The organism is Candidatus Deferrimicrobiaceae bacterium, from assembly GCA_036504035.1.
GTDB lineage: Bacteria > Desulfobacterota > Deferrimicrobia > Deferrimicrobiales > Deferrimicrobiaceae > JANXPS01.
Genome location: DASXVV010000009.1, coordinates 436,707 through 460,590, shown reverse-complemented (window position 1 = coordinate 460,590; position 23,884 = coordinate 436,707). Strand labels below are relative to the sequence as shown.

25 protein-coding genes are annotated in these 23,884 nt (G+C 67.1%); 11 read left to right on the top strand and 14 right to left on the bottom strand.

The window, feature by feature from the left end:
- Positions 1–23: 23 nt before the first annotated feature.
- The 14 genes from VGK27_07875 to VGK27_07810 form a co-directional block, all read right to left on the bottom strand.
- A complete protein-coding gene (locus tag VGK27_07875; GenBank protein ID HEY3490023.1) occupies positions 24–2,021 on the bottom strand; it encodes a flagellar hook-length control protein FliK in 1,998 nt (665 codons plus the stop codon).
- Positions 2,021–2,539 carry a hypothetical protein gene (locus VGK27_07870; protein ID HEY3490022.1) on the bottom strand — a complete coding sequence of 173 codons (519 nt, stop codon included), beginning with the start codon at positions 2,537–2,539 and terminating at the stop codon, positions 2,021–2,023. The genes VGK27_07875 and VGK27_07870 overlap by 1 nt, the downstream gene beginning before the upstream one ends.
- Positions 2,536–2,988: a flagellar FliJ family protein gene (locus VGK27_07865; GenBank protein HEY3490021.1), complete on the bottom strand. Its 453-nt coding sequence runs from the start codon at positions 2,986–2,988 to the stop codon at positions 2,536–2,538. Before VGK27_07865 ends, VGK27_07870 begins: the two co-directional genes overlap by 4 nt.
- A gap of 15 nt (positions 2,989–3,003) precedes the next feature.
- The gene (locus VGK27_07860; GenBank protein HEY3490020.1) at positions 3,004–4,317 is read right to left on the bottom strand and encodes a FliI/YscN family ATPase; all 1,314 of its coding nucleotides are present in this window, start codon (positions 4,315–4,317) and stop codon (positions 3,004–3,006) included.
- On the bottom strand, positions 4,314–4,988 hold the full coding sequence (locus VGK27_07855; protein HEY3490019.1) for a FliH/SctL family protein: 675 nt from the start codon (positions 4,986–4,988) through the stop codon (positions 4,314–4,316). The genes VGK27_07860 and VGK27_07855 overlap by 4 nt, the downstream gene beginning before the upstream one ends.
- Entirely contained in the window at positions 4,978–5,994 is a 1,017-nt protein-coding gene (gene fliG / locus VGK27_07850; protein ID HEY3490018.1) for a flagellar motor switch protein FliG, read from the bottom strand. Before fliG ends, VGK27_07855 begins: the two co-directional genes overlap by 11 nt.
- 9 nt (positions 5,995–6,003) lie before the next feature.
- A complete protein-coding gene (gene fliF / locus VGK27_07845) occupies positions 6,004–7,638 on the bottom strand; it encodes a flagellar basal-body MS-ring/collar protein FliF (protein HEY3490017.1) in 1,635 nt (544 codons plus the stop codon).
- Between the two features lie 31 nt (positions 7,639–7,669).
- Positions 7,670–7,969 (bottom strand): flagellar hook-basal body complex protein FliE, encoded by a 300-nt coding sequence (fliE, locus tag VGK27_07840; protein HEY3490016.1) that lies wholly within the window; start codon positions 7,967–7,969, stop codon positions 7,670–7,672.
- Positions 7,970–7,984: 15 nt separating this feature from the next.
- Positions 7,985–8,407 (bottom strand): flagellar basal body rod protein FlgC, encoded by a 423-nt coding sequence (gene flgC / locus VGK27_07835; GenBank protein HEY3490015.1) that lies wholly within the window; start codon positions 8,405–8,407, stop codon positions 7,985–7,987.
- A 24-nt stretch (positions 8,408–8,431) separates the two neighbouring features.
- Complete coding sequence (flgB, locus tag VGK27_07830) at positions 8,432–8,842, bottom strand: flagellar basal body rod protein FlgB (protein ID HEY3490014.1); 411 nt, start codon at positions 8,840–8,842, stop codon at positions 8,432–8,434.
- A 216-nt stretch (positions 8,843–9,058) separates the two neighbouring features.
- On the bottom strand, positions 9,059–10,438 hold the full coding sequence (locus VGK27_07825) for a sigma-54 dependent transcriptional regulator (GenBank protein HEY3490013.1): 1,380 nt from the start codon (positions 10,436–10,438) through the stop codon (positions 9,059–9,061).
- Entirely contained in the window at positions 10,435–11,694 is a 1,260-nt protein-coding gene (locus VGK27_07820; protein HEY3490012.1) for an ATP-binding protein, read from the bottom strand. Before VGK27_07820 ends, VGK27_07825 begins: the two co-directional genes overlap by 4 nt.
- Complete coding sequence (locus VGK27_07815; GenBank protein HEY3490011.1) at positions 11,691–13,583, bottom strand: tetratricopeptide repeat protein; 1,893 nt, start codon at positions 13,581–13,583, stop codon at positions 11,691–11,693. The genes VGK27_07820 and VGK27_07815 overlap by 4 nt, the downstream gene beginning before the upstream one ends.
- Before the next feature lie 321 nt (positions 13,584–13,904).
- Positions 13,905–15,278 (bottom strand): sigma-54 dependent transcriptional regulator, encoded by a 1,374-nt coding sequence (locus tag VGK27_07810; GenBank protein ID HEY3490010.1) that lies wholly within the window; start codon positions 15,276–15,278, stop codon positions 13,905–13,907.
- Positions 15,279–15,358: 80 nt separating this feature from the next.
- Here VGK27_07810 and VGK27_07805 point away from each other — a divergent pair, with 80 nt between their 5' ends.
- The 11 genes from VGK27_07805 to flgG all read left to right on the top strand — a co-directional run bounded on the left by VGK27_07805 (position 15,359) and on the right by flgG (position 23,878).
- Positions 15,359–16,120 carry a flagellar motor protein gene (locus VGK27_07805; GenBank protein HEY3490009.1) on the top strand — a complete coding sequence of 254 codons (762 nt, stop codon included), beginning with the start codon at positions 15,359–15,361 and terminating at the stop codon, positions 16,118–16,120.
- A 22-nt stretch (positions 16,121–16,142) separates the two neighbouring features.
- Positions 16,143–16,910, top strand: coding sequence for a flagellar motor protein MotB (locus VGK27_07800; GenBank protein HEY3490008.1), 768 nt, complete (start codon positions 16,143–16,145; stop codon positions 16,908–16,910).
- Between the two features lie 154 nt (positions 16,911–17,064).
- The gene (locus VGK27_07795; protein ID HEY3490007.1) at positions 17,065–17,271 is read left to right on the top strand and encodes a hypothetical protein; all 207 of its coding nucleotides are present in this window, start codon (positions 17,065–17,067) and stop codon (positions 17,269–17,271) included.
- A gap of 6 nt (positions 17,272–17,277) precedes the next feature.
- Positions 17,278–17,889 carry a response regulator gene (locus VGK27_07790; protein HEY3490006.1) on the top strand — a complete coding sequence of 204 codons (612 nt, stop codon included), beginning with the start codon at positions 17,278–17,280 and terminating at the stop codon, positions 17,887–17,889.
- A 171-nt stretch (positions 17,890–18,060) separates the two neighbouring features.
- Positions 18,061–20,085 carry a diguanylate cyclase gene (locus VGK27_07785; GenBank protein HEY3490005.1) on the top strand — a complete coding sequence of 675 codons (2,025 nt, stop codon included), beginning with the start codon at positions 18,061–18,063 and terminating at the stop codon, positions 20,083–20,085.
- On the top strand, positions 20,069–20,680 hold the full coding sequence (locus VGK27_07780) for a PilZ domain-containing protein (GenBank protein ID HEY3490004.1): 612 nt from the start codon (positions 20,069–20,071) through the stop codon (positions 20,678–20,680). Before VGK27_07785 ends, VGK27_07780 begins: the two co-directional genes overlap by 17 nt.
- Positions 20,670–20,861, top strand: a complete 192-nt coding sequence (locus tag VGK27_07775) for a hypothetical protein (protein HEY3490003.1) — start codon at positions 20,670–20,672, stop codon at positions 20,859–20,861. The genes VGK27_07780 and VGK27_07775 overlap by 11 nt, the downstream gene beginning before the upstream one ends.
- The gene (locus VGK27_07770) at positions 20,858–21,865 is read left to right on the top strand and encodes a flagellar hook-length control protein FliK (GenBank protein HEY3490002.1); all 1,008 of its coding nucleotides are present in this window, start codon (positions 20,858–20,860) and stop codon (positions 21,863–21,865) included. Before VGK27_07775 ends, VGK27_07770 begins: the two co-directional genes overlap by 4 nt.
- Positions 21,862–22,170, top strand: a complete 309-nt coding sequence (locus tag VGK27_07765; protein ID HEY3490001.1) for an EscU/YscU/HrcU family type III secretion system export apparatus switch protein — start codon at positions 21,862–21,864, stop codon at positions 22,168–22,170. The genes VGK27_07770 and VGK27_07765 overlap by 4 nt, the downstream gene beginning before the upstream one ends.
- 150 nt (positions 22,171–22,320) lie before the next feature.
- Positions 22,321–23,076 carry a flagellar hook-basal body protein gene (locus VGK27_07760; protein ID HEY3490000.1) on the top strand — a complete coding sequence of 252 codons (756 nt, stop codon included), beginning with the start codon at positions 22,321–22,323 and terminating at the stop codon, positions 23,074–23,076.
- A gap of 16 nt (positions 23,077–23,092) precedes the next feature.
- Positions 23,093–23,878 (top strand): flagellar basal-body rod protein FlgG, encoded by a 786-nt coding sequence (flgG, locus tag VGK27_07755; GenBank protein HEY3489999.1) that lies wholly within the window; start codon positions 23,093–23,095, stop codon positions 23,876–23,878.
- Positions 23,879–23,884 lie beyond the last annotated feature (6 nt).

Genomic DNA, 23,884 nt, shown 5'->3' with positions numbered 1-23,884 from the left:
CTTCTCTTTCTTCTTCCGGTTGCCTATGCGATCCAGTGCCCGGGGGTTCCACCGAGGTTTTCGCCCACGGAGGGGCGTACGGGCCGGAAGCCGCCCGACCCGGCATCCGGCTCGGATTCGCGCTGCGGGCGATGTCCCTGTCCCGTTTCCCATCCCCCCATTTGCCGGGGGGCGTTTTGGTCGGCCGTCTGTCCGCCGCTCGACAGCGAGACGTCGAAGGACGACAGGGTGATGCCGTTCGAGGCGAGCGCCTCGCGCAGCGCGGGAACGTCGCGAAGCAGCGCCTCGCGGGCATCCTGGCTTTCGGCGCGGACGACCGCGTCCATCCGTCCTCCGTTCAGCTTGAGATCGATCCGCAGGTCGCCCAGCTGTTCCGGGGATAGCCGAAGCGTCACCTCGTGGAGGCCGTCCGGCAGGGTGGAGAGTCGCATGCTGACCTGCTCGTGCACCGGAAGCGGGTCGGGGGCCGGCGGCGCGGCGGTTTCGGCAACCAACCCGAAGGAGACGGTTTCGGCGGCTTTCGTCGCGGGCGCCGCCTGGGCGAAGAACGGATTGGGGGCGGTATCCGGCCGCGCTTCTCCACGCTCCCCGGACGAGCTGCCGGAGGAATTGGGAAGCGGGGTGACGCCGGTGGCGGCTTCGCGTCCTGCGAGCGATTCGGCGCCGGCTTGACGTGTCGAGGTTTCCCGGTGGGCGGGTTTTGAAGTCGCTGAGGCCGGATCTGCGCCGACGGCCGCGACGGCCGCCGCTTCCACATGAGAGCTTCCGGCGGGAGCGGAGGGCGCGACCGACGGTGCCTGCGCGGCGTGCGCTGCGACACGAGGGGCCTCGGTCCCGGGCGTCGATCCTGCATCGGCATGAATGCGGGACGGAGTTCCGGGCGCGGCAGCGAAGGTGTCCGCCATGGGGGAGGGTTTATCCTGGGCTGTGCGGGTCGTCCGGGGCGCGTCGGCCGGGGATGCGGCCGGATAGAGCGGCGCTTCTGATGTGGCCGGGGAGGTGTCGATGGCCGCGGATCGGGGGAACGTCGCAGCGTGCGCGCTAACCGGCGTCGTAGGCGTTTTCCCGTCGGTGGATTGCGCCTTCCGTTGGGGCGTGGGAGAAGGGGCAGACGCGGAATCGGTGGCCGCTTCCGGCGCCTTTCCCGCCTGATGGAACGGGATGCGGGTTGCAACCGGGGTCGTGCCGATTTCGGACGCGCGGTTCCCAACGGTCGGGCGGCTCCCCCGGGCGGTCGCGGCAGCCGAATCGCCCGAATCATCGCCGACGGATCGGGTGCCCGGTCGAACGGTATCGGTGGCCGCTTTCATATCGACCTTGCCTGCGGATCGGTGCGTCGGCGTCGGGTCCGACGGGACGGCGGTCGGAACGCTTGCCGGAACAGGCGATGCGGCGATCGTCTCGGCAGCGGCGACGATGCCGGCCGCGACCTGGCCCGCTTGCGCAGACTGCGTCGCAGGTGCGGGGACCGTCGTCTTCCCGCTTTCCGAAAGCGCTTCCGGTTTTATTTCAGGGCGTTCGTCGCGGGCAGATTTCCGTTTCGCGTGCGCAGTCCGGCCCTCCGCCTTCTGTGTGGCGGGTTCGACGGGCAGCTCGCCGGTTTTCCAGTTCTTCGACGTCCGTTCTTTTTGTTCGGCAACGATCCCGCTTTCCGGTGCGACGGGCGGGTGAGGAACGGTCGCGATCCGGACGGCGGATTCGACGGTCGGGGCGGTCTGAGCGGTCGCGAAGGCGAGAGCCGGGGCGACCTTCGGTTTTTCTACCGGGACCTCATTCGGTGTTTTGCGAACGGCGGTCTTCGCACGGTGGGCGGTTCCGGACTCGGGCTGCGTTTTCGACGGAAGGGCGGACTTGGTCCCGCTCTTCGCCCGTCGGGTCGCCGCGGAGGCAGAAAGCGTGTCCAGCGCATCGGCGAACCCGCCGGATATCACGGTCGCCTTGCGTCCCGTCTTCTTCCCCTGCGCACTCCGTCCCGCGGCGGGCTTGACCAGATCGGCGAACTGGAGCAGCTCTTCGGCCATCACTGTTTCTCCATCCATTTGGTGACCGACACGGAAAATGCCGGGTCCATCGCGGTCATGATCTTTGCCGCATCCTTCTCTTTCAGCTCCCGGAGCAGGATGGCGGCTTTCTGGTCCCCGAGGAGCGTCAGCCGCTTCGACGCCTCGGTCGCGTCCATCGCCTTGAACATCTTCGAGATGTACAGCCGGTTCGCCTTCCGTTCGGCGGCGCGCTCGCCGCTGTGCTGTTCCACCGTTGCCAGCTTCGTGTCCAGCGAGGCGAGATCCTTCCGGATCTCTTCCTTCATCTTTTCGAGCAGCCTGCGTTCCTCCTGGATCCGGAGGTCGGCCAGGTCGAGTTCCTTCGCCCGGCGGGCGACCGCCTCGGTCAGGGCATAGAGATCGGCGCCGGGCGATTTCGCGCTGAAGCCGGGGACCGAGGAGGTTGCTCCCTTCTCGGCGCCTGCCGTCCACGCGATCGCGCCGCCCAGCAGCGTCAGGAGAAGCGTTCCGATCGCCAGCACCCGCTGTCCCTTCATGCCCGCCTCCACCCGTAACGCTGGACCGCGATCTCGTCGACCATCGAGGCCATCTTCCGGTCATCCTCGATCCGGAGCGTCTCGCCCACCTTCTCTTCCCACTTATCCATCTGGCGGCGGGCGATGCGGGCCTGGCGGTAGACGGCGTCCGCCGCCAGCAGCCGTTCGCGCCGCCGGCCGAGCTCCAGCACGATCAGCTTCCGTTTCTCGCGCAAGTCCAGCCAGGCGGCGTGCGACATCGCGACGTCCTCGGGCGGCATCCCGTCTTTCATGGCCTCGTCCAGCTCCTTGCGGAACCGCTCGCTTTCGGCGTCGAGCATCTCGATGAGGCGCTCGGCCTCGGTGACTGCTGCGACGGCGAGCGCGACCTTCTTGGCCTCCTGCTTTTCCTGGACCTCGCGCAGGTGCCGGACGTTGGCGATGCGCTTGAGCTGTGCCCGATCGGCCATTCCGGGTTCCTCTCCCTATTCCTGAAGCGCCTGCGCGAGCATCTCGACGGATTCCTCGATCCCGCCGCGCTCCTCGGGCGTCTGGCGCAGCACCCCGTTGACCGGGTCGATCCGGTCGAGCGCGTAATCGATCTTGGGATCGGATCCCTTGACGTAAGCGCCGATGTGGACCATGTCCTCCGCATCGCGGTAGTTGGCGATCACCTCGCGCGCCTTCCCCTGGAGCGACACGCTGTCGGGGGGCATGATGTCGCGCATGACGCGGCTCGCGCTCTGGAGCACGTCGATGGCCGGGTAGTGGTTCCGGGAGGCCAGCGCGCGCGTGAGCGTGATGTGGCCGTCGAGGATCGACCGCGCGGCGTCCGCGATCGGCTCGTTCATGTCGTCGCCCTCGACCAGGACGGTGTAGATCCCGGTGATGCTCCCGTGGTCGGACATCCCCGCGCGCTCCAGCAACTTGGGCAATGCGGCGAAGACCGAAGGGGTGTACCCCTTGCTGGCGGGCGGCTCGCCGGCGGCGAGGCCGACCTCGCGCAGCGCCATGGCGAAGCGGGTCAGGGAATCCATCATCAGGAGCACGTCGTTGCCCTGGTCGCGGAAATGCTCGGAAACCGCGGTCGCGAGCTGTGCGCCCCGGATCCGTTGGACCGCCGACTGGTCGGAGGTCGAGACGATGATGACGGAGTGGGCGAGCGCCTCTTCTCCAAGGTCTTTCTCGATGAACTCCCGCACTTCGCGGCCGCGTTCGCCGATCAGCGCCAGCACGTTGACCTGCGCGGAGGTATGGCGCGCGATCATGCCGAGCAGCATGCTCTTGCCGACGCCGGAACCGGCGAAGATGCCGACGCGCTGGCCCTTGCCGATCGTGGTGAACAGGTTGATCGCGCGGACGCCGAGATCGAGCGGCTCCGTGATGCGTGCGCGCTTGAGCGGGTGGGGCGCGGAGGCGTGGAGCGGCCGCTCCATGTCCAGGACGAGCGGCCCCTTGCCGTCGATCGGATTCCCGAGCCCGTCGATGACGCGGCCGAGCAGGGCGTTGCCCACCCGGACGTTGCCTGCGGAAGAGGAACATTCCCGGATGCGGCTTCCCGGAGCGATCCCCCCGATCTCTCCGATGGGCATGAGCAGGACGCTGTCTTCGCGGAAGCCGACCACCTCGGCCGGAAGGGGAGGGGCTCCGTCGCTCCCGACGATCTCGCAGATGCTGCCGATTCGCGACGCGATGCCCTTGCCCTCGGCCAGGATGCCGACGATCTCGGTGATCCGGCCGTACTTGCGGACCGGTCTTGTCTTGGGCACCGCCGCGATATAGGGGGCCAGGAGGTTCATTCGGTCCCCTCCCGTACCGCCGAAAACGTCTCGCGCAGGATGTCGCACTGGCCGGCGATCGAGGCGTCGATCTCGGTGAAGTCGGTGACCGCGACGCAGCCGCCCCGGTCGATCTGCTCGTGCGGTTCTACGCGCAGCTCGCCCTTGCCTTCGAGGAAAGGGGCCAGCGCCTCCCGCTCGCGCCAGATGGAGGCCGCATCGGCCGGGTTCACGCGGAGCGTGAGACGGCCGCCGTCGCCCGCGAGAAGCAGCGCCCGGCGGACATTTTCGAACAGGATCGTGGGCGCCTGGGAGACTTCCCGGCCGATGACGGCGCCGGCGATCGCAAAGGCGAGCTCGACCAACTCCTTCTCGGATTCTTTCAGCGTCATGGCTCGCAGGGTGGAAACCTCGGCGAGCGCGACGCGCAGCTTTTCGACGAGGGGGGCGACGCTGGCCTCGCCCATCTCGCGGCCCGCCTTCTCCCCCAGCACGAACGCTTTTTCGTAGGCTTCCTGCTCGATGCGCGCGATCCGCTGGTTCACGTCCTCGGCCTGCGGTCCCGGGGAGACGGTTCCGGGGGTCACGCATCCCTCGGTGTCGAACAATTCGAAAAGTTCCTTATGAGGGGCGCCGGCGTCCTCGCCGAAGAACTGCGGGAAGTCGAACGCGTCGAGGCGGTCAGACGACATCGTCGTCCCCCCCTCCGGCGCCCGAGCGCAGGGTGACCTTGCCTTCCTCCTCGAGCTTGCGGGCGATCCGGATGATCTCCTGGCGGGCGTTCTCGACCTCGGTGACCTTGACCGGGCCCATGGCCTCGAGGTCCTCGCGCATCATCGACGCCGCGCGCTCGGAAACGTTCATGAACACCTTTTCCTTCATCTCGGGACTGGCGGCCTTGAGCGCCACGACCAGGATGTCGCGGTTGACCTCGCGCAGGACCGACTGGAAGCTCCGGTCGTCGACGGCCAGGAGATCCTCGAAGGTGAACTGCGCCTTGCGGATCACGTCGGCGAGGTCCGCGTCGGAGGACTGCATGGCGTCCATCGCCTGGTTCTCGAGCTCCTTGTTCATCGTGTTGAGCGCGGCCGCGACCAGCTTGACGCCGCCGGCGGCGATGGGCGCTTCGCCGTCGGTCTCGGTCGGGGCCAGGTTGAGGACGTCCTCAATCTCGCGAAGCAGGTCGGGGGAGATCTTTTCGAGCTTGCCCATGCGCAGGAGGATGTCGGACAGCTTCTCGGGCGGGAAGCAGGAGAGGATCTTGCCCACCTTCTTGGGCTCCAGCGTCGACAGCACCACTGCGCAGATCTGCGGATGCTCGTTGACCAGCAGGCGAGAGACGTTTTTGGGCTCGGCAAGCTGGAGCGCCTTGAGCCCGCGGACCTTGGGCGGAGTGACCAGCTCGTTGACGAGGGCGCGCGCCCGCGACGGGTCGAGCGCCTTCGAGAGCGTGTTGTTGAGGAAGTTGCGCGTGTTGGTGACCTGGCCGCGCGGCTGGATCATCTCGCGGCGGAACTCGTTGAGGACCGCGTTGATCGTGACGGTCGGGATCTCGTGCATGCGCGCCATGGCCTGGCCGACCAGCCGGATCTCGGACTCCTCGAGTCCCTTGAATACGTCGGTCGCCGCATCCTCGCCGAGCGCGAGGAGCAGGATGGCCGCCTTCTCGGCGCCGCTGATCTGGTGTTCGCCCGCCATGGCCATCCCCTATCCCTGGACCAGCCACATCTTGACGGCCTGGGCTGCGCGTTGCGGCTCGCGCTGGGCGAGCGCCGCGATGTCGTCCTTGCCGGAAGACAGGGCGGGAGGGCGCCCGCCGGCGGGCAGCTCCCCCTCGGCCGAAGCGCCCGCGGGAGCGCCGGGAACCGCGTAGGCGTACATGTCGCCGGTCGGGGGCGCCAGCGGGGCAGGCGTCGAGATCCACTGGATGAGCGGGCGGACTACGAGCAGAACGAGGACGAGCAGAAGCAGGACCGAGGCGAGGTATTTCGCCACGCTGACGTAAGAGGTCGGGATCGCCGGAAGCGACTTCGCCTGGACCGACGCGGGGAGGTTGTCCTCGGTCTGGAACGGGGCGGTGACGATCTCGAAGGTGTCGCCGCGATCCTGGTTGAAGCCGACCGCGTTCTTGACCAGCCTTTCGTAGGAGGCCAGCTCCTCGGCCGTCCGCGGGACGTAGGTGGCGGTCTCGACGCCCTTGGCATCCTTCACCGACTTGTAGTTGCCGTCGACAAGCACCGCGATCGTCAGCCGCTTGACGGCCAGGATCGGGGCGGAGCTCTTGCTGACCGTGCGGCTCACTTCGTAGTTGATCGTCTCGTTGCTGCGCGAGGAGCTGTTCGACGCGCCTCCGCCGGACGAAGTCGCCGTGGCCGAGGGCTGCCCCTGCGAGTTCGGGACGTTCGAGGGGGTTCCGGGGATGCCGCCGGAACTGCCGGCGGAGCCGCTGTTTTTTTCGGCGGAGCGCTGTTCGCTGCGGACGACGACCGAGTCGGGATCGTATTTCTCCTCGGTGCTCTCGACCTTCTTCTGCTCGATGTCGCTGGCGACCTGCACCACGACACGTCCGGCGCCGACCGTTTTCTCGAGGATCGCGCGCGCCCGGTCCTCGAGCGACGACTCGAGGCCGCGCTGGACGCCCATGGCCTCGGTCGAGCCGGCGCTGTCGCCGGTGGGCCGTATCTTGGACAGGAGGGTGCCCGCCGAATCGATGACGCTGACGCGCTCGGTCCCCAGGCCGGGGACGGAGCTGCTGACCAGTTGCGCGATGGCGGTGACCTGGTTCTCGGTGAGCGTGCGCCCGGAGCGCAGCTTGAGCACGACGGAGGCCGACGGGTTCTCCTCCTGCTCGGAGAAGATCGACTTCTTGGCGATGACGATGTGGACTCGCGCTTTCTCGACGCTGGCCAAAGACTGGATCGTGCGCGAAAGCTCGCCCTGGATGGCGCGCTGGTAGTTGAGCTTCTGGACGAAGTCGGTCATGCCCAGCTTGGGCGTGTCGAAGATCTCGAAGCCGATGGCGCCGCCCTGGAGCATTCCTTCGCCGGCCATCTGGAGACGCGTCTCGTAGACCCGCTCGCCGGGGACGAGGATTGTCGCGCCGCCCGCGTCTAGCTTGTACGGGACCTTGGACCCCTTCAGCTTTTCGACGATCTTCCCGGCGTCCTCGGACGAGAGGCCCGAGAAGAGAACCTGGAAATCGGGCTTCTGGCTCCACAGGATGAGGGCGATCATCGCCACGAGCGTCGCGCCGCCCACGCCGAGGGCGGTCCACCGCTTGGCGGGGGGCATGCTCGCGAAGACATTCTTGACCTGTAAAGCGGCCTGGTTGACGTCGGCCATAAAGGGCTCCTTGTTCGACTCTTTCGCGGGGCTAGACGCTCATCCGCATGATTTCCTTGTAAGCCTCGAGCACTTTGTTGCGGACCTGCATGAGCATCTTGAAGGAGAGGTCGGCCTTCTCGACCTGGATCATCGTCTCGTGAAGGGCGCCCTTGCCGGCCTGAAGGTCGACGATCGACGTGTTCATCGCCTTCTGGGTGTCGTTGACGTCTGACATCGCTTCCTTGAGCGAGTCGAGGAAGAGCGAGCCGTCGCCCTTGCCGCCGGACGGGGCGACGCGCGGCGTCATGGCGGGGGAGGAAATTCCTGGGATGATGCTGATCTGCGACATCTTCTTCTTCTCCCTTTACCGGAACATGTCGAGCGTCTTCGTCGCCATCGACTTGAACGCGTTGAATGCCTGGAGGTTGGCCTCGTAGGAGCGGCTGGCGGTGACCATGTTCGCCATCTCCTCGACGACGCTGACGTTGGGGTAGGCCACATACCCCTCGGCGTTGGCGTCGGGGCTGCCCGGCTCGAACACCATGTTGGGTTGCGACTGGTCGAGCGCGATCTGCGGCACCTTGACGCCCACGCGGGAAGCTTCGGGGGCGGCGCCCGGCTCCTCGACGTCCTCGGCCATGAAGATCGGGTCGCGCCGCTTGTAGGGGCCGCCTTCGGGGGTGCGCGTCGCCTTGGCGTTGGCCAGGTTGGAAGCGATCGTATCCATCCACTTGCGCTGCGCCGAAAGGCCCGAGGCGCTCACTTTCAGCGATTTGAAGATGTCCATTGCGGTGCTCCTTCGCCCGGGCCGTTACACGCGGGAGGCGTCGTCGATCGCGGCGCGGATCATCCGCAGCTTGCGCGAGACGAGCGTCACTTCGGTGAGGTAACCCACGGTGTTCTCGGCCATTTTGGTCATTTCCTTTTCGAGCACGACGTTGTTCCCGTCGACGCGGGTCGGGTCGGACTCTTCCTCGACCGGCGGGGGAGGCGCGTACGATCCGGGCATCGCGCCGATGTGGCGCGGGTTGGTGGCGACGGGCGCGCCGGTGGTCTCGGGAGCGTTTGCCCGCGCGAGGAATGCGTCGAACGGCACGTCCTTGGCGATGTACCCGGGGGTGTCGGCGTTGGCGAGGTTGGAGGCGACGACTTCCTGGCGCGCCATGCGGAAGCTCGCGGCCTTTTCCAGAAACCGGACAGTCGGGTCGAACAGAAAGTTCATCGCTTCATCCTCCTGCCCCTGTTCTAACAAGAAGCGTGCCGATCGGTCACGTTGGAAATTTCGTATGTAAGTGACTGATATGCAAGGGAATCATTGTGCGGCCCGTCAGCGGTCCGTCATGCTCCTGCCACCCCTCGGGCATGAACTGCCGGTTTCCTGACGCCCTCCGGCAATTCTTTCCGGCGGCGGGTCGATGGGCGAAGGACGAAGGAATGGTTACGGGATAGCCTCGCCGAGCTGGCGGTACTCGGCGAGCTTGTTGCGCAGCGTGCGGACGCTGATCCCCAGCGTCTCGGCGGTGCGGTTCCGGTTGCCGTCGGATGCGTGGAGCGTGGCGATGATCAGCGCCTTCTCGACCTCCTTGACCGACCGTCCCGCGGGTTGACCGGGCATGGCGGCCGCCGGAGCCTCGGCTGCAGGCGCGTCGGCAGCCATCGTCTCCCCGGGCTCGCAAAGATGGGAGGGCTGAATCGCGCCCGACGGGCACAGCAGCAGCGCCCGCTCGATGCGGTTCATCAGCTCGCGCACGTTGCCGCGGAAGGGGATCGTCGACAGGAAGCAGCGTGCCGCGTCGGAGAGCGCGGGCGCGGGTCGCCCGGCCTCGGCGGCGAAACGGGCCGCGAAATGCTCCGCCAGCGGGACGATGTCCTCGATGCGCTCGCGCAGCGGGGGGACGTGGATCGGGAACACGTTCAGCCGGTAGAAAAGGTCCTCGCGGAACAGCCCGTCGCGCACCGCGTCGCGCAGGTTGCGGTTGGTGGTGGCGATCACGCGCAGCCGGACGCGGACGGGGCCGGAGCCGCCGACGCGCTCGAAGGACTTCTCCTGCAGCGCCCGAAGCAGTTTGGATTGGAGCCGGATGTCCATCTCGCCGATCTCGTCGAGCAGCAGCGTGCCGCCGTCGGCCAGCTCGAATTTGCCCGGGCGGCGCGCCGCGGCGCCCGTGAACGCGCCCTTCTCGTGGCCGAAAAGCTCGCTTTCGAGCAGCCCGTCGGGCATCGCGGCGCAATTGACGGCGACGAAGGGTGCCCCTTCGCCGCCGCCCATCGCGTGGATCGCCCGCGCAATCACTTCCTTGCCCGTGCCGCTTTCCCCGGTGATCAGGACCGTGGCCGTCGATGGGGCGACCTGCCGCGCAAGGGCGAGCACGTCCTGGAGCGCGCGGCTGCCGCCCACGACGGTCGGCGTGCCGTCCGCGGAGACGAAGGCCGACGGCATTGCCGCGTTGGATGACCGCTCGAAGCAGTCGCGGATGACGCGTTCCAACTGGGCAGGCAGGAACGGCTTGAGGAGGAAGTCGCACGCTCCGCATTTCATGGCGGAGACGGCCGTCTCGACGGTGCCGTAGGCCGTCAGCAGGACGAAAGGGATCGCGTCCCCGCGGGCACGAAGCGCCTGCAGCAGTTCGAGCCCCGTCATGCCGGGCATCTTCATGTCGGACACGGCGAGGTCGAACCCGCCGGCAGCGGCGCGCTGAAGCGCTTCTTCGCCGCACGCCGCCTCGGTGATGGCGAATCCCGCGCGGGAGAGGAAGGTGGACATGGCGTCGCGGACGGCCGCGTCGTCGTCGACGAGCAGGATCCGGCGGGGCGTCACGATGCGCCCCCGGTTCGCGGCATCCGCGGGATCAGCACGGAAAAGGCGGTTCCCCGGCCGGGACGGCTGTTGACCTCGGCAAATCCGCCGAGCGCGGTCAGGATCGACTGGACGACGGTCAGGCCCAGCCCGGTTCCCTCGCCGCGCGTCGTGAAAAAGGGGTCGAAGATTCGCGAAACCAGCGGCTCCGGGATCCCGCATCCGTTGTCGCGGACGGTAAATCGGAGATAGGGCCGCTCGCCGTCGGCGTCCTGGACGAGGCGCTCGGACAGCGCGATGTCGATCCGCCCGCCCGGGGCCGCGGGGATGGCCTGGATCGCGTTGAGCAGGAGGTTGAGGAAGAGCTGGCGCAACAGGCCCGGGTCGGAGACCGCTTCGCCACCGGCGATCGCATCGACGACGCGCGCCTCGATGGCGCGATCGTCCAGCAGCGCCCGGACGTAATCGACGCTTTCCCGGGCGATCGCGCCGGGATCGATCGGGACGGCGGCGGGGCGGTGATCGCGAATAAAGCCGAGCATGTTGGAGACCGTGCACTCGATGGCGCCGATGACCCCTTCGAGCTTGCCCAAATTCTGGAGCGTCTCGTCGGGGAGCCCTTGCCGCGCATCCTGGATCGCCATTTCGAGGAACAGGCGGCAGGCGGTGAGCGGGTTGCGGACCTCGTGGGCGATCTTCGCGGCCATCTCGCCCATCGAGGCGAGACGCGCGGCGCGCTCGGTCTGATCGCTGCGAAGGCGGGCATCCGTGACGTCCGTCAGCAGCAGCAGGTAGCCGGCCGTTCCGCCGGCGCAGCCGGGCAGTTCGGAGCGCGTCATCTCGACCCGCACCGTTTCGCCCGATCCGAATTCGAGCGCGATCGTCCGGCTGCCGTCCTGGCGCGCCGCCTCGGCGATGCGTTTGCCCGCCTCGCCGAGCGAAGACAGCATCACGCCGGGAAGGGGAGATTCGGGAAGCGCCAGCAGCCGTTCGGCCTGGCCGTTGCTCGCGACCAGCTCGCCAGAAGGGTTCGTGACCAGGATGCCGCCGGGAATCCGCTCGAGCAGCTCCGTCAGGAAGAGGCGCCAGCGGCGTTGTTCCTCCATCTCGGCGGCGAGCAGGGCATTCTTTTCCTCGACCTCGGCCCGCAGGCGGGCGACTTCCCCGCGCAGCCCGGCGTATTCGGACTGGAGCGAGGCGGACGCTTCCTCGAACAGCCGGAACGCGTGGACAAGCTCGGCCTGCGGAAGCGCCGTTCCTGCCGCTTCGGCGGTCATGGCGTTGTTCCCTCCTCCGCGTTGATCCGTCCGACGCGCTCCCGGATCCGATGGTAGTCGGCATACAAATCGGCCCCCGGCGTGCTTCGGGCGGGCTTGGCCGGCCTCTTGCCCGCAGGCGGTTTCTCTTTTTTCGGCTCGGCCATCGCCTTCAGCATCGACAGCCCCGGTACCGGCCCCTGCGAGGGGGCGCCCCTGAATTCGTCGCCCATCCCGGCCCAGCGCCCGGGCAGCGCGCGGCTGAACGCGGACAGCTCGCGGGCGGGCGGGAAGGGGGTGCCGTCGCTGACGACGGGGGCGTCGGCCCGCACCGATTCGAGGCGACGGAGGGCGGCGTCCGCTTCCGCGTAGCGCCCCTGCCGGAACAACGTCTTTGCCGCGAGCCAGAGGGCGCCGGCGGTATGCTCCCGGGAGGGATCCCGCCAGTCGAGTTCCCGGAGAACGCCGGGGAAATCCCCCCGCCAGTACGCGGCCTCTGCGGCGGCGATCCGCTTCATGTCGGCGCTGCGGCCGGCGTCGCCGGCGGCATTGTAGAGGTCGGCCGCGCCGCCCCATATCCTCGCGTCCTCCCATTCCTTGCCGATGTCGCCCAGAAGCGCGGGCAGCTCTTTCGTACGGCCGATCGCGAACAGCATCGCGGAAAGGGCGGGCCACCCGCCGGACGGGTTGGTCTTCGCGGCCGCACGGACGAAATCGGCGCCCGCCTTTGCCGCGAGGGCCCGTATCTCCTTGTCGCCGGCCCGGCCCGCATTGCGCGCGAGCCAGTCCTCGGAGGCCTTGACGACGGCGGCGTTGTCGCCGAGCAGATACAGCGCCACGGCCTTCTTGTAGCCCGCCTCGCGCGCGACGGACCTGCCGGACGCGCAGGACAGTGCGGAATAGCCCTTGAGCGCTTCGGCGCGATTCCCGCCGGCAAAGGCGAGATCGGCCAGGCGCAGCCGCACCCAGTCGCGTGTCTCGGGGAAATCTCCGGTTCCGCCGGCGCGCCGGTAGCTGAGCCCGGCGCCGGGAAGGTTCCCCCCGAGCAGGGCGGCGTCCCCCGCACCGAGGAGGGCGGCGGCCCGAACGGGCGGTGGCACTTGGTCCGTGTCGAGGTTCCGGAACAGCGTCGCCGCCTCCTCGAACCGGCCCGCGCCGAGAAGCGACTCGCCGTAGCGGATCGAGGGCCAGGGTTGTTTCCGCTGGACGGCCGGGTCGCGAAGCGTCTTCCGATAAGCGGGCTCGGCGTAGGCGGTGTTGCCCAGCTCGAGGCTGGCATCGGCGATCCGGCGATCGATGCGCATGCGGGTGTAGGGATCGAACTTGCCGGCCTGCGCCCGGCGGAAACATTCCCGGGCTGCCAGCAGGTCGCGTTTCTGGTAGAGCGCCTCGCCCTTGAGCAGGTAGTACGGAAGGTCGGCGCCCCGGCCGCCCGATCGGCGGATGAGCGTCGTGGCGACGCCGGCCGCCTCGGCGTAGCGGCCGCCTTGGAAATAGCTTCGCGCCGCCATGCGCAGCCCGAGGAAGCCGATGGCCCCGTTCTTGTCGGCCGCATACGCGCGCAGGTAGAGCCGGGCGGCATCATCGAGCGGGCGGGACGCGCTCTCTTTATTCCGCGCGGACTTCCCTTTTTCGTCTGCCTCGCGGAGCAGTGTCCAGGCGGTTTCGGCGGGACCCGAGGGCTTGGCCGGGATCGCGCGCGAGGCGGCGGGGAAGAGGACCGGATCGAGATCCCAGGGGGGCAGCGCCTCGAAAAAAGGCCGGCGCACCCACCCCAGCTCGGGCGCCTCCGGGACCGGCGGCAGTCGGACGGCAGCCGATTCCGCACGGGCCGAAGACAGGATTGCGAGCAGGCACAAAAGCAGCGCCAGCGGAAGGGTGCGACGATATCCGGAAGGGGACGTTTTCATGGCAGGCCAACATTGAGCAAAACCGGTGCCAATAAAATGAACGGGCAAAACATGCTGTTATTGAATGGTTTTGTTTGTGGCCGAATCCCCGGGGCCGCGTCGCCGACAGTCAACGGGCTCGTCAAACCGTCGGATCGTTGACGCGCGCGCCCACCGGATGCCTCGCTCCCGTAGCAAAGGCGGGGTTGGGGGTCTGAGCGCAATGCCGGTGGATAGGAGGGTTGCGGCTGCCTACGGAGCGAACGGCCCCCTCCCGCCTGGCGAGGGTTTGCTGGCATCCGCCTTTGCGCGTACCAGAAACCGGGGAGCTAAGATGACGGATCAGGCGTCGAGCTGTTTGCGCTTGAGCATTTCGACGAAGGTGGTGCGCTTGAGGCCGAGCAGCGCCGCCGCCTTGTTCTTGTTGCCGTTCGACATCGAGAGCGCCTGGCGGATGAGGCCGTTCTCGAATTCCTCGGTCGCCGCCTTGATGTCGAGTCCTTCCTCGCCCAGCGTCGGGGCTGCGGGAGTGGCGCCGTTGGCCGCGTGGCGCGGCCGGTCGGGGAGGTCGGACGGCTCGATCCAGCCCGAGCCCTTGAGGACGACCGCCCGCTCGATGACGTTCTCGAGCTCGCGGATGTTGCCGGTCCAGGGCATCTGCCGGAGGATGGCCATCGCTTCAGGCCGGATTCCCTCGACCGAGCGTCCCTTGTCGCGATCGAACTTCTTGATGAAGTGCTCGACGAGCAGGGGGATGTCCTCGGGCCGCTCGCGGAGCGGCGGGATGCGCAGCGGGATGACGTTGAGGCGATAAAAGAGGTCTTCGCGGAACTCGCCCTTGCGCATCGCCTCGTCGAGGTCCTTGTTGGTGGCCGCGACGACCCGGACGTCGACCTGGATCGGCTTGTTTCCCCCGACCGGCGTGAACGAACGTTCCTGGAGGACCCGCAGCAGCTTGGACTGCAGGTGGGGGCTCATCTCGCCGATCTCGTCTAGGAAGAGGGTGCCGTTGTGCGCCATCTCGAAGCGGCCGGCGCGCGCCATGTGGGCCCCGGTGAAGGCGCCCTTGACGTGTCCGAACAGTTCGCTTTCGAGCAACTCGGCCGGGATCGCCGAGCAGTTGATGGGGACCAGCATGCGCTCGGCGCGCGGACTGAGGTAATGGATCGCCCGGGCGACCAGCTCCTTGCCGGTGCCGCTCTCGCCGGTGATGAGGATGGTCGAGTCGGTGTCGGCGACCTTGCGGATCATCGAGATCACGGCGCGGATCGGGTCGCTGACCCCGATGATGTTGGCGATGGCCCAATGGTCGCGGGCCTGCGACTTGAGCTGGACGTTCTCGCGCTTGACACGCGTCACGTCGAGCAGGCGGTCGACGAGTCGGGCGACCTCCTCGGTGTCGAACGGCTTGGTGACGTAGTGGAACGCCCCCAGCTTCATCGCATGGACGGCGGCCTCGACCGAGCCGAAGCCGGTCATCAGGATGACCTCGCAGTCGGGATTGACCTTGCGCGCGTGTTCGAGCACCTGAGTGCCGTCGGCCCCGGGCATCTTGACGTCGGTCAGCACGACGTCGACCGGCTGGCGGTCGAGCATGCGGATCGCCTCGGCGCCGTCCCGGGCGATGTACAATTCGAGATCGGGGCGGGAAAAGACCTTCCGGAGAAGGCTTGCGGTGATGTCCTCGTCCTCGGCGATCAGCAGCGATTTTTTCATCGGTTAAAGTTTAACCATTCCTGTGCCGAAGAAGAAAGCGTAATTTACGAGAAATCATTGTCCGGCCACGGAGGGCCGCGTTGGACCTTTCAGCAATCATCGGAATCATCTGCGGCGTCGGCGCGATCCTCCTGGGCCAAGCGCTCGAGGGCGGCAGCATCAAGTCGCTGATCCAGCCGACGGCGTTCATCATCGTCATCGGGGGGGCGTTGGGGGCGACATTGGCCAGCTTCCCGCTGTCCGCTGCGAAGATGGCGCTGGGCGCCCTGCGCAAGGTGTTTTTCTCCGGCGCCGACAAGGGCCCCGAGTACGTCCAGGAAATCATCCGCTATGCGGCCAAGGCGCGCAAGAACGGCATCATCTCGCTCGAGGCCGACATCAAGGTGGCCAAGGACCCCTTTCTCCAGAAGGCGCTCCGCTTCGTCGTCGACGGGGTCGATCCCAAGGTGTTGCAGGGCATCATGGAGACCGAGCTGAACAAGCTGGAAGAAGAGGGCGAGATCCCGGTCAAGTTCTTCGAAGCCTTCGGCGGCTACCTGCCGACGATCGGCATCATCGGTGCCGTGCTCGGACTCATCCAGGTCATGCAGAATCTCAACGATCCCTCGAAGCTGGGCGAGGGGATCGCGGTCGCCTTCGTCGCCACCGTCTACGGCCTGGTCGCCGCGAACATCTTCATGTTCCCCTGGGCCGGCAAGCTGAAGATCCGCCACAAGGAAGAGATGACCATCAAAGCCATGATCCTCGAGGGCGTGCTCGCGATGCAGGCGGGCGAGCATCCCCAGATCATCGAGGAGCGGCTCAAGGCCTACATCAACATGGCCGAACCGAAAAAGAAGTAAGGGGCCCGGGAGCGACCGCCGCATGGCACGAAAGAAAAAGCCCCCGGAACATTCCAACAGCGAGCGGTGGCTCGTCTCCTACGCCGACTTCATGACGCTGTTGTTCGCCTTCTTCACCGCGATGTATGCGATCTCCAACGCCGACACCGAGAAGCTGCAGAAACTGATGAAGTCGATGGCGGGCGCGTTCGGCGGCGCTCAGACGGCCGCGGCGCTCAAGCCCGTCACGCCCGAGTCGGGCAAGGTCCCGTTCTCGGCCCAGTTCCAGTCCGACCCCGCCAGCCCGGTCAGCCTGAACATCGGCCGGGTCACCGAGGAACAGGTGCTCAAGGTCATCCAGGAGCGGGTCGAGCAATACCTGGTCCGCGGGATCGACGAGGGAAAGGTCAAGGTCGTCATCTCCGATCGGGGGCTCATCATCTCGATCGACGACGCAGACCTCTTCCATCCCGGCGCGGCCGACATCAACCCCAAGGCCCAGGCGATGCTGGCCGATATCGGGTTGTCGCTGGTCGACCTGCCCAACTTCGTCCGCGTCGAGGGGCACACCGACAACACCCCGCTGCGCGGCGGCGTCTTCCCCTCGAACTGGGAGCTGTCCTCGGCGCGCGCCGCCCGGATCGTCCGCTTCCTGGTCGACAAGGTCCGTTTCCCCCCCGAGCGACTCTGCGCCGCCGGGTACGCCGAATACCGGCCGACGGCGACCAACGGGACCGAGCAGGGGAGAGCCTCCAACCGGAAGGTCGATATCATCGTGCTGAAGAACCGCCTCTCGATGACGGAACCATAATGGCCGAATGCCCGCCGATCCTAGGCTCCGCTACGGATATGTTGCATTCGGTCGTTCCGGGGCGGGTTGACCGTGCCGGCTGCATTTTTCCCTGAAGTTTCTCCGCGGTCCTTCCGATAAGGAGTACAGAAGGATCGGAATTGGAGAGTCAGGGATGAACCTCTCGATTTCACAGATGCAAAACGTACTCCGGACGTACCAGACCCAGGTGCGCGAAGAGAAGGTCAAAGCTATTTTGGGCGCCCGGGAAGAATCATCGGGGACCCAGGACCGCGTCGATATTTCCCGGGAAGGGAGGAGCAAGCTGGAAGGGAAGTCGCAGAAGGAGCCCGAAACGGGCAACGAACCGACTCGCCGGTAAATCCGCATGGCCGCCAACCTCGACACCCTCCTGGGCACCAGCGACGAGCCCCCGTATGTCCTCATCGTCGACGACGACGAGGCCGTCTGCGAAGTGCTCGCCACCTATCTTCGCCCCAAAGGTTATCGCATCAAGGTCGTCCATACGGGGCGCGGCGCCATCGAGGCGCTCAAGGCAAAGCCTCCCGAGGTCACGATCCTCGATCTCCGGCTGCAGGACATCTCCGGCCAGGAGGTCCAGAAATACATCCACTCGCACCATCTCGACACCGAGGTCATCGTCATCACCGGCTTTGCGTCGCTCGATACGGCGCTCGATGCCATCAAACTCGGTGCGTTCGACTACATCGTCAAGCCGTTCAAGCTCGGCGAGATCGAGATCTCCGTCCGCAACGCGCTCGAGCGGCTGTTGCTCGGCAAGCAGAACCGGGCGCTGCTCGACAAGGTCCGTGAGTTGACGCTGCGCCTCGAAAAGTCCGCGCCGACGCCTCCCGGACCCACGATCCGTTTCGACGAGATGGGCACCTCCTCTTCGATCCGCGCGGTTGCGCCCCGCAGCCCTGCGGGATTCGGCGGCTACGCCGAGGTGGCCGACCTCAAGATCCGTCGGGGGCCCTGACGCCCGGTCCGCCCTCACCGACGTATTCCTGACGCCCGGCCCCCATCCCAACCCTAAAGTTCTTGCGCCTAAACTGCCGAATATGATGGTATATTCTCCCGACGAGCGCCGCATCGGGCGTGGGCACGGAATCTGCTTTTCTTGTCGTCGTGATCCACCCGGAGGAAGAGGATGAGGTCCGAAGGTGTTCTGGCATGGGTGATCGACGGCTGCATCCGGCCCGGGAAATCGCTGTTCGACGGCGTTCCTCTGTCGTTCTCCGTGACGCTGGCGCACGAGCCCGACCCGCCGGCCATGCTCGCGCGGCTCAAGCGCGAATCCCACGACGTCCTGTGCATCGAGGATGCCCCGCCGTTCGAAAGGTCCCGTGACCTGCTCCACCTGACCGACGCGCTGCCGATGCGCCCGGTCATCATCACCATCGCCCCCGATATCGACGTTCCCACGGCCGTTCTCCTGATGGAGATCGGCGTCTTCTCGGTCATCTCCGACGTTGCCGACAGCCAGCGGCTTTCCGCCGCAGTGAACCGGGCCCTATCCACCCGCCGGGCCATGCAGCAGATCGTCAACATGAACGTCTCGCTCCGGCGCAGCCGCTCCGTCCTCGAGAAGAAGACCGTCGCGCTCTCGGCCGAGCGCATCAAGCTGCGTCGGAAGGCGTCCGAGGTGTCGCTCATGCGCCGCGTGGCCGAGTGGCTCGGGCGGGCCAGAACGCTCGAGGAAGGGCTGTCCGAAGTGCTGGCGCCGTTGGCCGCGTTCGTCGGCGCGGCGCGCGGCGTCTTCCTCGTCAACCCCGAGAAGGGGCGCTGGATCGTGTGCGGCGGCGAATCTGCCCCGATCGAGGCGTCCACGTTCCCGCGCGCTGCCGCCCTGTTCCGGCGCGCGGAGCGCATCGCCGTCTCCGAGAGCGGGGGGCTGACCATGTCGCCGGCGCCCGAGACGCCCGGCAGCGATTCCGGCGTGGCGTTGCCGGTCCGGATCAAGCGGCGCTTCCTGGGCTACGGCATCTTCTGGGGCGGCGAGGTTCCCGCCCCGTCGGCCGACACCCTCCGGCTTCTCGAGGCGGTCGGCGTCCAGGTGGGCGCCTTCTGCGAAAATATCGTGCTGCGCGAGCAGGTCGCGACCGAGCGGGATCGGCTGGGGCATGCCAAGGACGAGCTCGACTTCCTGTTCCGGTTCGCGTCGGCGCTGAACGAAGATCTCGACCTCGATGCCGTCTTCGAGTGGCTGTGCCGCGAGCTCGGCCGATTCGTCCCCTACGCCGGCATCGAGTTCCTGTCGATGCTCGGGAGGCCTGAGGTCCGGACCTGCGGCGTCGGGAGCGCCGGGGTACGGGATAGAAAGATCGCCGCCGCCCTGGCCCGCCAGTGGCGGAAACAGATGCCTCCCGCGTCCGGGACGGAGGCAGGCGAGTCGCTCGTGGTCAAGGAATTCCCCTACGGGGAGGCGGCCGGCTCCGCACCCGCCGGAATCCACCGGTGGACGGCTCCGTTGACGTTCGGCGAGAGCGTCCTCGGGTCGCTCGCGGTCCACCTCGTTCCCCATGTTTCCCAGGAACGGGCGCGCGAGCGGGTGCTCCGGTCGGTGACGGCCCAGTTGTCCCTGTTCCTCCACAACTTCGCCGAGCGCGAGAAGGTGCGCGTCATGGCCAGCAACGACGGCCTGACCGGGCTGTTCAACTACCGCTCCTTCCAAGACCGCTTCGACCGGGAGTTCGAATGGTTCCTGCGGCGCGAGCGCAACCTCGCGGTCCTCATGATCGACATCGACCATTTCAAGGGGATCAACGACACGTTCGGGCACCAGGTGGGCGACCAGATGCTCCGGGGCGTGGCCGAGATCCTCTTGCAGAACCTGCGCAAGACCGACTATGCGTTCCGTTACGGCGGCGACGAGTTCGTCGTCCTGATGCCCGACGCCGGCCTTCGGCAGGCCGAGATCTTTGCGCAGCGCGTCCGCACCGGGGTCCGCACCCGGTTGCAGGGTGTTTCCCCGTACGAATTCCAGCTGTCGGTCAGCATCGGCATCGCCGATTGCACCGTCCTGGTCTCCCGCGAACAGGAAGAATTGCTCAAGCGGGCCGACGGCGCGCTCTACCAGGCCAAGTCGCGTGGGCGCGACCGGATCCAGGTCGCCGATGCGGCCGTGGGCGCCGGGCATGCCAAGGAGGAGGTTCGCGGTGCCGAACAAACATAGCGGGAAAGAGCGCGAATATGTCCGGATCAACGATTTCCTCTGCGTGGAATCCGTCATCCGGCGGGGGGAAGAAAAGGGCATCTTCGATGCCTACCGGAAAAGGGCCAACCGCAAGGTCCCCACCCGGCTGTCGGCCGGCAATTTCTTCACGCAGCGCGACGACCGGTCCGAGTTCGCCGAAGTCGAGCGCGAGATCCTCAAGGTGATGGTCGGAATGGACAGCAAGATCGACGCGATCGTCCGCTTCCTCGGCAGCGGCGACCGGCGCTCCCTCGCGATCTTCACGCCGCGCTGGATCGACCTGGGCGGCTCCGGCATGCGCATCATCGTGTCCGATCCCGTCGCCGAGGGCGACTACGTCGAGATCCGGCTGCAGCTTCCCGATTTCGAGGGGGCGCCGGTGCCGATCCTCGGCCGCGTGATCCGCGCCGTGCCCTCCTCCCGCAAGGACGAGCCCGGCACCGAGGTGGCGTTGCAGTACCGGCTCATCGAGGAAGAGGACCGCGACCGGATCATTCGCTACATCTTCACGCGCCAGCGCGATGCCATCCGGGCCGGCGCCGAGCGCCGGGAAGAGGTCAAGGGTGTCGAATAGCCTCGGGGCGATTTCCGGGGAGGTCAAGGAAGTGGGGCGCACCCCTCACGTTTCCATCGTCGACGAACACGCGCACCGCGACCGGCCCCGGAAGGCGCCGCACCGGGAGCCGCCCTCGCCCCCGGAAGGGGAAGAGCAGCCGCCGGCCCCGGGCCCGGGCAAGGTCGACATCCTGGCATGACCTCGCCGGCCGGCCCCGGGCCGGGCGCAATCCGGGGACCGGCGCTTCAGCGTCTCGTCGAATCTCCGCAGAGCGTCCTTCTGCAGGCCGGCCAGACCGTCCGTTTCCAGGTGCTCTCTCCCGGGAGGGAAGGCGGGTTGCGCATCCGGATCAACGGCGAGGAGCTGCCCGCCTCCGCGCAAAAGCCTTTGGCGCCCGGGAGCAGCGGGATAGCCGTCGTCCTTGACCCCGGCCAGCCGCTCCGGATCCGGATCGTTTCCCTCACTCCGCCCCCTCCTTCCACCGGCTCCCGTATGCCCGTCCTGCTTGGGCGAGAGCCGGTTCGCGGAGACGGCATTTCTCCCGGCGCGCTCGCACAGTTCAATGCCCGGTTGTCGGACGCGGCCGCTTCCGGAGCGGCGCCGTCCCCACGATTCATGCAGGAGGCGATCCTCCTCTCCCGGTTCCTCGCGTCGACCTTGGTCGACTTGCCGGGAGGGAAGCCATCGATGGCCCGAATATCCAAACCTGCGCCGAACGCCGCCGGGTCGCAAGCCGAACCCCCGGTCCGCCCCGAGGGCGCAGCGTCCCCCGAAGTCGAGACGCCGGACGCGCGGGAGGCGCTCGCCGCCGCGACGCCGCCGACGGCGGATGTCCCGTTCTGGTTCTTCGTGCCGTTTCCCGGCGAGAAGGCGCCGCTCCTGTTTCCGGGATATCGGAAACGGGAACGCGGGGAACCGGAAGCCACCTACGGGCTCTTCTTCCGGCTGCCCGACGCTGGTTCCGTCTCCGTCCGCTTCCGCCCGGGCGGCGGGACCTGGTCCATCCTGTTCGAGGTCGAGCATCCGCAGATGGCCGACCTGATCGAGGCGGGCCTCCCGGATTTCTCGGAGTCGCTGCGCGCGCACGGATTCTCGTTGCGGGATGCGGCCGTCACCCGCGTCCGGCGCGGCGCCCTCGAGTCCGAATTCGGCGCGATGCTGTCGCGCGATACCGGCCTGACGCTGCTCGAGGAGCGCGCATGACGCGGCCGGACGACCCGAAAAGAAGGGCCGTGGCGCTCTCCTACGACCGCGGAAAGGAGGCGGCGCCCCGGGTGTCGGCCAAGGGCGAGGGCGCGTTGAGCGACGTCATCCTGCGCCTGGCGCACGAAAACGGCATTCCCGTCGAAAACGATCAGCTCCTGGCCGATGCGCTCTACCGTTTTCCCGAGGGTGACCCGATCCCGTCCGAGCTCTACATGGCGGTGGCCGAGGTCTACGCCTTCCTGATCCGGTCCCGAAGAGATTTCCAGGAAAAAAGTTCCGCCTCCCCGACGGCCGACGCGTAAAAACTGCCGGTCTTTTGACGGTCGCTCAGGCGTCAGCCGTCCTCATCGCACGCTAATACCCCGATATGTTAACCGATTATAAGATCCTGAGAACGGGCACGCGGATTGCTACCACTACGGTTGGTGTCAAAATCTCGTGGAGGCTACGCCGTGCAAGCGGGAATGTACATTGCCTATACCGGGGCCCGGGCCGCAGAGAAAAGGCTGGAGCAGGTCGCCAACAACCTGGCCAACATCTCTTCCGTGGGCTACAAGCAGGATAAATCGATCGATTCCGGTGTCGTTCCCGCCGCCTCGCTCGCGGGCATCGACCCGTCGGCGGCGTCCGGCGCGATGCCCGGTGGGCAGCTGCTCTACTCGACGCCCGCGATGCAGTACGTCGACATGAATGCGGGACCGCTCCGGACGACGGGCAAGCCGACCGATCTGGCCATCGAGGGCGAAGGATTCTTCACCGTCCGCACGAAGGATGGCGACCGGTTGACGCGCGCCGGCAACTTCCGGATCGACGCCGCGGGCGATCTCGCCACGGTCGACGGCGGGAAGGTGCTGGGGGCGGGCGGGCCGATCCATATCGGCGACGGGGTTCCCGCGGTGACTTCCGACGGCCAGGTTGCCGTCGACGGCAACGTCGTCGGCACGCTCCTCGTCCAGAAGGTCCCCGATCCGACGGTTCTCAAGAAAGAGGGGCACTCCCTGTTCCTCGTGCCCCCGGGAACGGCGCTGTCTCCGGCCGGCGCCGGCGCCCGCATCGAGCAGGGAAGCGTCGAGGAGGCCAACGTCTCGGCGATCACCGGGATGACCGAGATGGTCGAGGCCTCGCGGATGTTCGACGCCTACATGAAGATGATGTCCACGATCAGCGATCTCAATTCGAAGGCCTCGAACGACCTCGGCCGGGTGTAGGGAGGACAGAAACCAAATGATCCGTTCATTGATGATCGCCTCGTCGGGGATGGAGGTCCAGCAGACCAACATGGACATCATCTCCAACAATCTCGCCAACGTGAACACCAACGGCTTCAAGCGCAGCCGCGGCGATTTCCAGGACTTGCTCTACCAGAACATCACGCCGGCGGGCGCGCCCTCCTCGTCGAGCACCGAGGCGCCGGTCGGCCTCGAATACGGCCTGGGCGCCCGCGTCGTCTCGGTCAGCAAGATCTTCACCCAGGGCGAGTTCAAGCAGACCGGCAACGATCTCGACATCACGATCGAGGGCGAGGGCTTCATCCCGGTCCTGCTGCCGACCGGCGAGCGGGCCTACACCCGCGACGGCGCCCTCAAGAAGAACGTCCAGGGCAAGCTCGTCAATCCCAACGGCTACGCGATCGATCCGCCGATCACGATTCCCGACAATTCGACCCATGTCACGATCGCCCCCGACGGCACCGTCTCGGCGCTGCTCCAGGGCTCGATCACCCCCACCGTGCTCGGCACGATGCAGCTGGCGCGCTTCACCAACCAGTCGGGCCTGAGCAGCCTCGGCAAGAACCTGTTCGCGGCGACGCCCTCGTCCGGCAACGCGACGATCGGCAACCCCGGATCGAACGGCCTTGGAACCATCATGCAGGGCTTCATCGAAGCCTCGAACGTCAATATCGTCGAGGAGATGGTGAACATGATCGTCGGGCAGCGGGCCTATGAAATCAATTCAAAGGTGATCCAGACCGTCGACCAGATGCTGCGCACGGCGACGAACATCCGCTAGGGGGGC

What these genes read in the sequence shown, in the direction of transcription:
- VGK27_07785 (HEY3490005.1), top strand. Translation starts at nt 18,061, where the DNA reads ATGAGGTCCGAAGGTGTTCTGGCATGGGTGATCGACGGCTGCATCCGG.
- VGK27_07815 (HEY3490011.1), bottom strand. Translation starts at nt 13,583, where the DNA reads ATGAAAACGTCCCCTTCCGGATATCGTCGCACCCTTCCGCTGGCGCTG.
- VGK27_07810 (HEY3490010.1), bottom strand. Translation starts at nt 15,278, where the DNA reads ATGAAAAAATCGCTGCTGATCGCCGAGGACGAGGACATCACCGCAAGC.
- VGK27_07770 (HEY3490002.1), top strand. Translation starts at nt 20,858, where the DNA reads ATGACCTCGCCGGCCGGCCCCGGGCCGGGCGCAATCCGGGGACCGGCG.
- VGK27_07865 (HEY3490021.1), bottom strand. Translation starts at nt 2,988, where the DNA reads ATGGCCGATCGGGCACAGCTCAAGCGCATCGCCAACGTCCGGCACCTG.
- VGK27_07870 (HEY3490022.1), bottom strand. Translation starts at nt 2,539, where the DNA reads ATGAAGGGACAGCGGGTGCTGGCGATCGGAACGCTTCTCCTGACGCTG.
- VGK27_07820 (HEY3490012.1), bottom strand. Translation starts at nt 11,694, where the DNA reads ATGACCGCCGAAGCGGCAGGAACGGCGCTTCCGCAGGCCGAGCTTGTC.
- fliE (HEY3490016.1), bottom strand. Translation starts at nt 7,969, where the DNA reads ATGTCGCAGATCAGCATCATCCCAGGAATTTCCTCCCCCGCCATGACG.
- flgG (HEY3489999.1), top strand. Translation starts at nt 23,093, where the DNA reads ATGATCCGTTCATTGATGATCGCCTCGTCGGGGATGGAGGTCCAGCAG.
- flgC (HEY3490015.1), bottom strand. Translation starts at nt 8,407, where the DNA reads ATGGACATCTTCAAATCGCTGAAAGTGAGCGCCTCGGGCCTTTCGGCG.
- VGK27_07800 (HEY3490008.1), top strand. Translation starts at nt 16,143, where the DNA reads ATGGCACGAAAGAAAAAGCCCCCGGAACATTCCAACAGCGAGCGGTGG.
- VGK27_07765 (HEY3490001.1), top strand. Translation starts at nt 21,862, where the DNA reads ATGACGCGGCCGGACGACCCGAAAAGAAGGGCCGTGGCGCTCTCCTAC.
- VGK27_07875 (HEY3490023.1), bottom strand. Translation starts at nt 2,021, where the DNA reads ATGGCCGAAGAGCTGCTCCAGTTCGCCGATCTGGTCAAGCCCGCCGCG.
- fliF (HEY3490017.1), bottom strand. Translation starts at nt 7,638, where the DNA reads ATGGCCGACGTCAACCAGGCCGCTTTACAGGTCAAGAATGTCTTCGCG.
- fliG (HEY3490018.1), bottom strand. Translation starts at nt 5,994, where the DNA reads ATGGCGGGCGAACACCAGATCAGCGGCGCCGAGAAGGCGGCCATCCTG.
- VGK27_07860 (HEY3490020.1), bottom strand. Translation starts at nt 4,317, where the DNA reads ATGAACCTCCTGGCCCCCTATATCGCGGCGGTGCCCAAGACAAGACCG.
- VGK27_07855 (HEY3490019.1), bottom strand. Translation starts at nt 4,988, where the DNA reads ATGTCGTCTGACCGCCTCGACGCGTTCGACTTCCCGCAGTTCTTCGGC.
- VGK27_07790 (HEY3490006.1), top strand. Translation starts at nt 17,278, where the DNA reads ATGGCCGCCAACCTCGACACCCTCCTGGGCACCAGCGACGAGCCCCCG.
- VGK27_07795 (HEY3490007.1), top strand. Translation starts at nt 17,065, where the DNA reads ATGAACCTCTCGATTTCACAGATGCAAAACGTACTCCGGACGTACCAG.
- flgB (HEY3490014.1), bottom strand. Translation starts at nt 8,842, where the DNA reads ATGAACTTTCTGTTCGACCCGACTGTCCGGTTTCTGGAAAAGGCCGCG.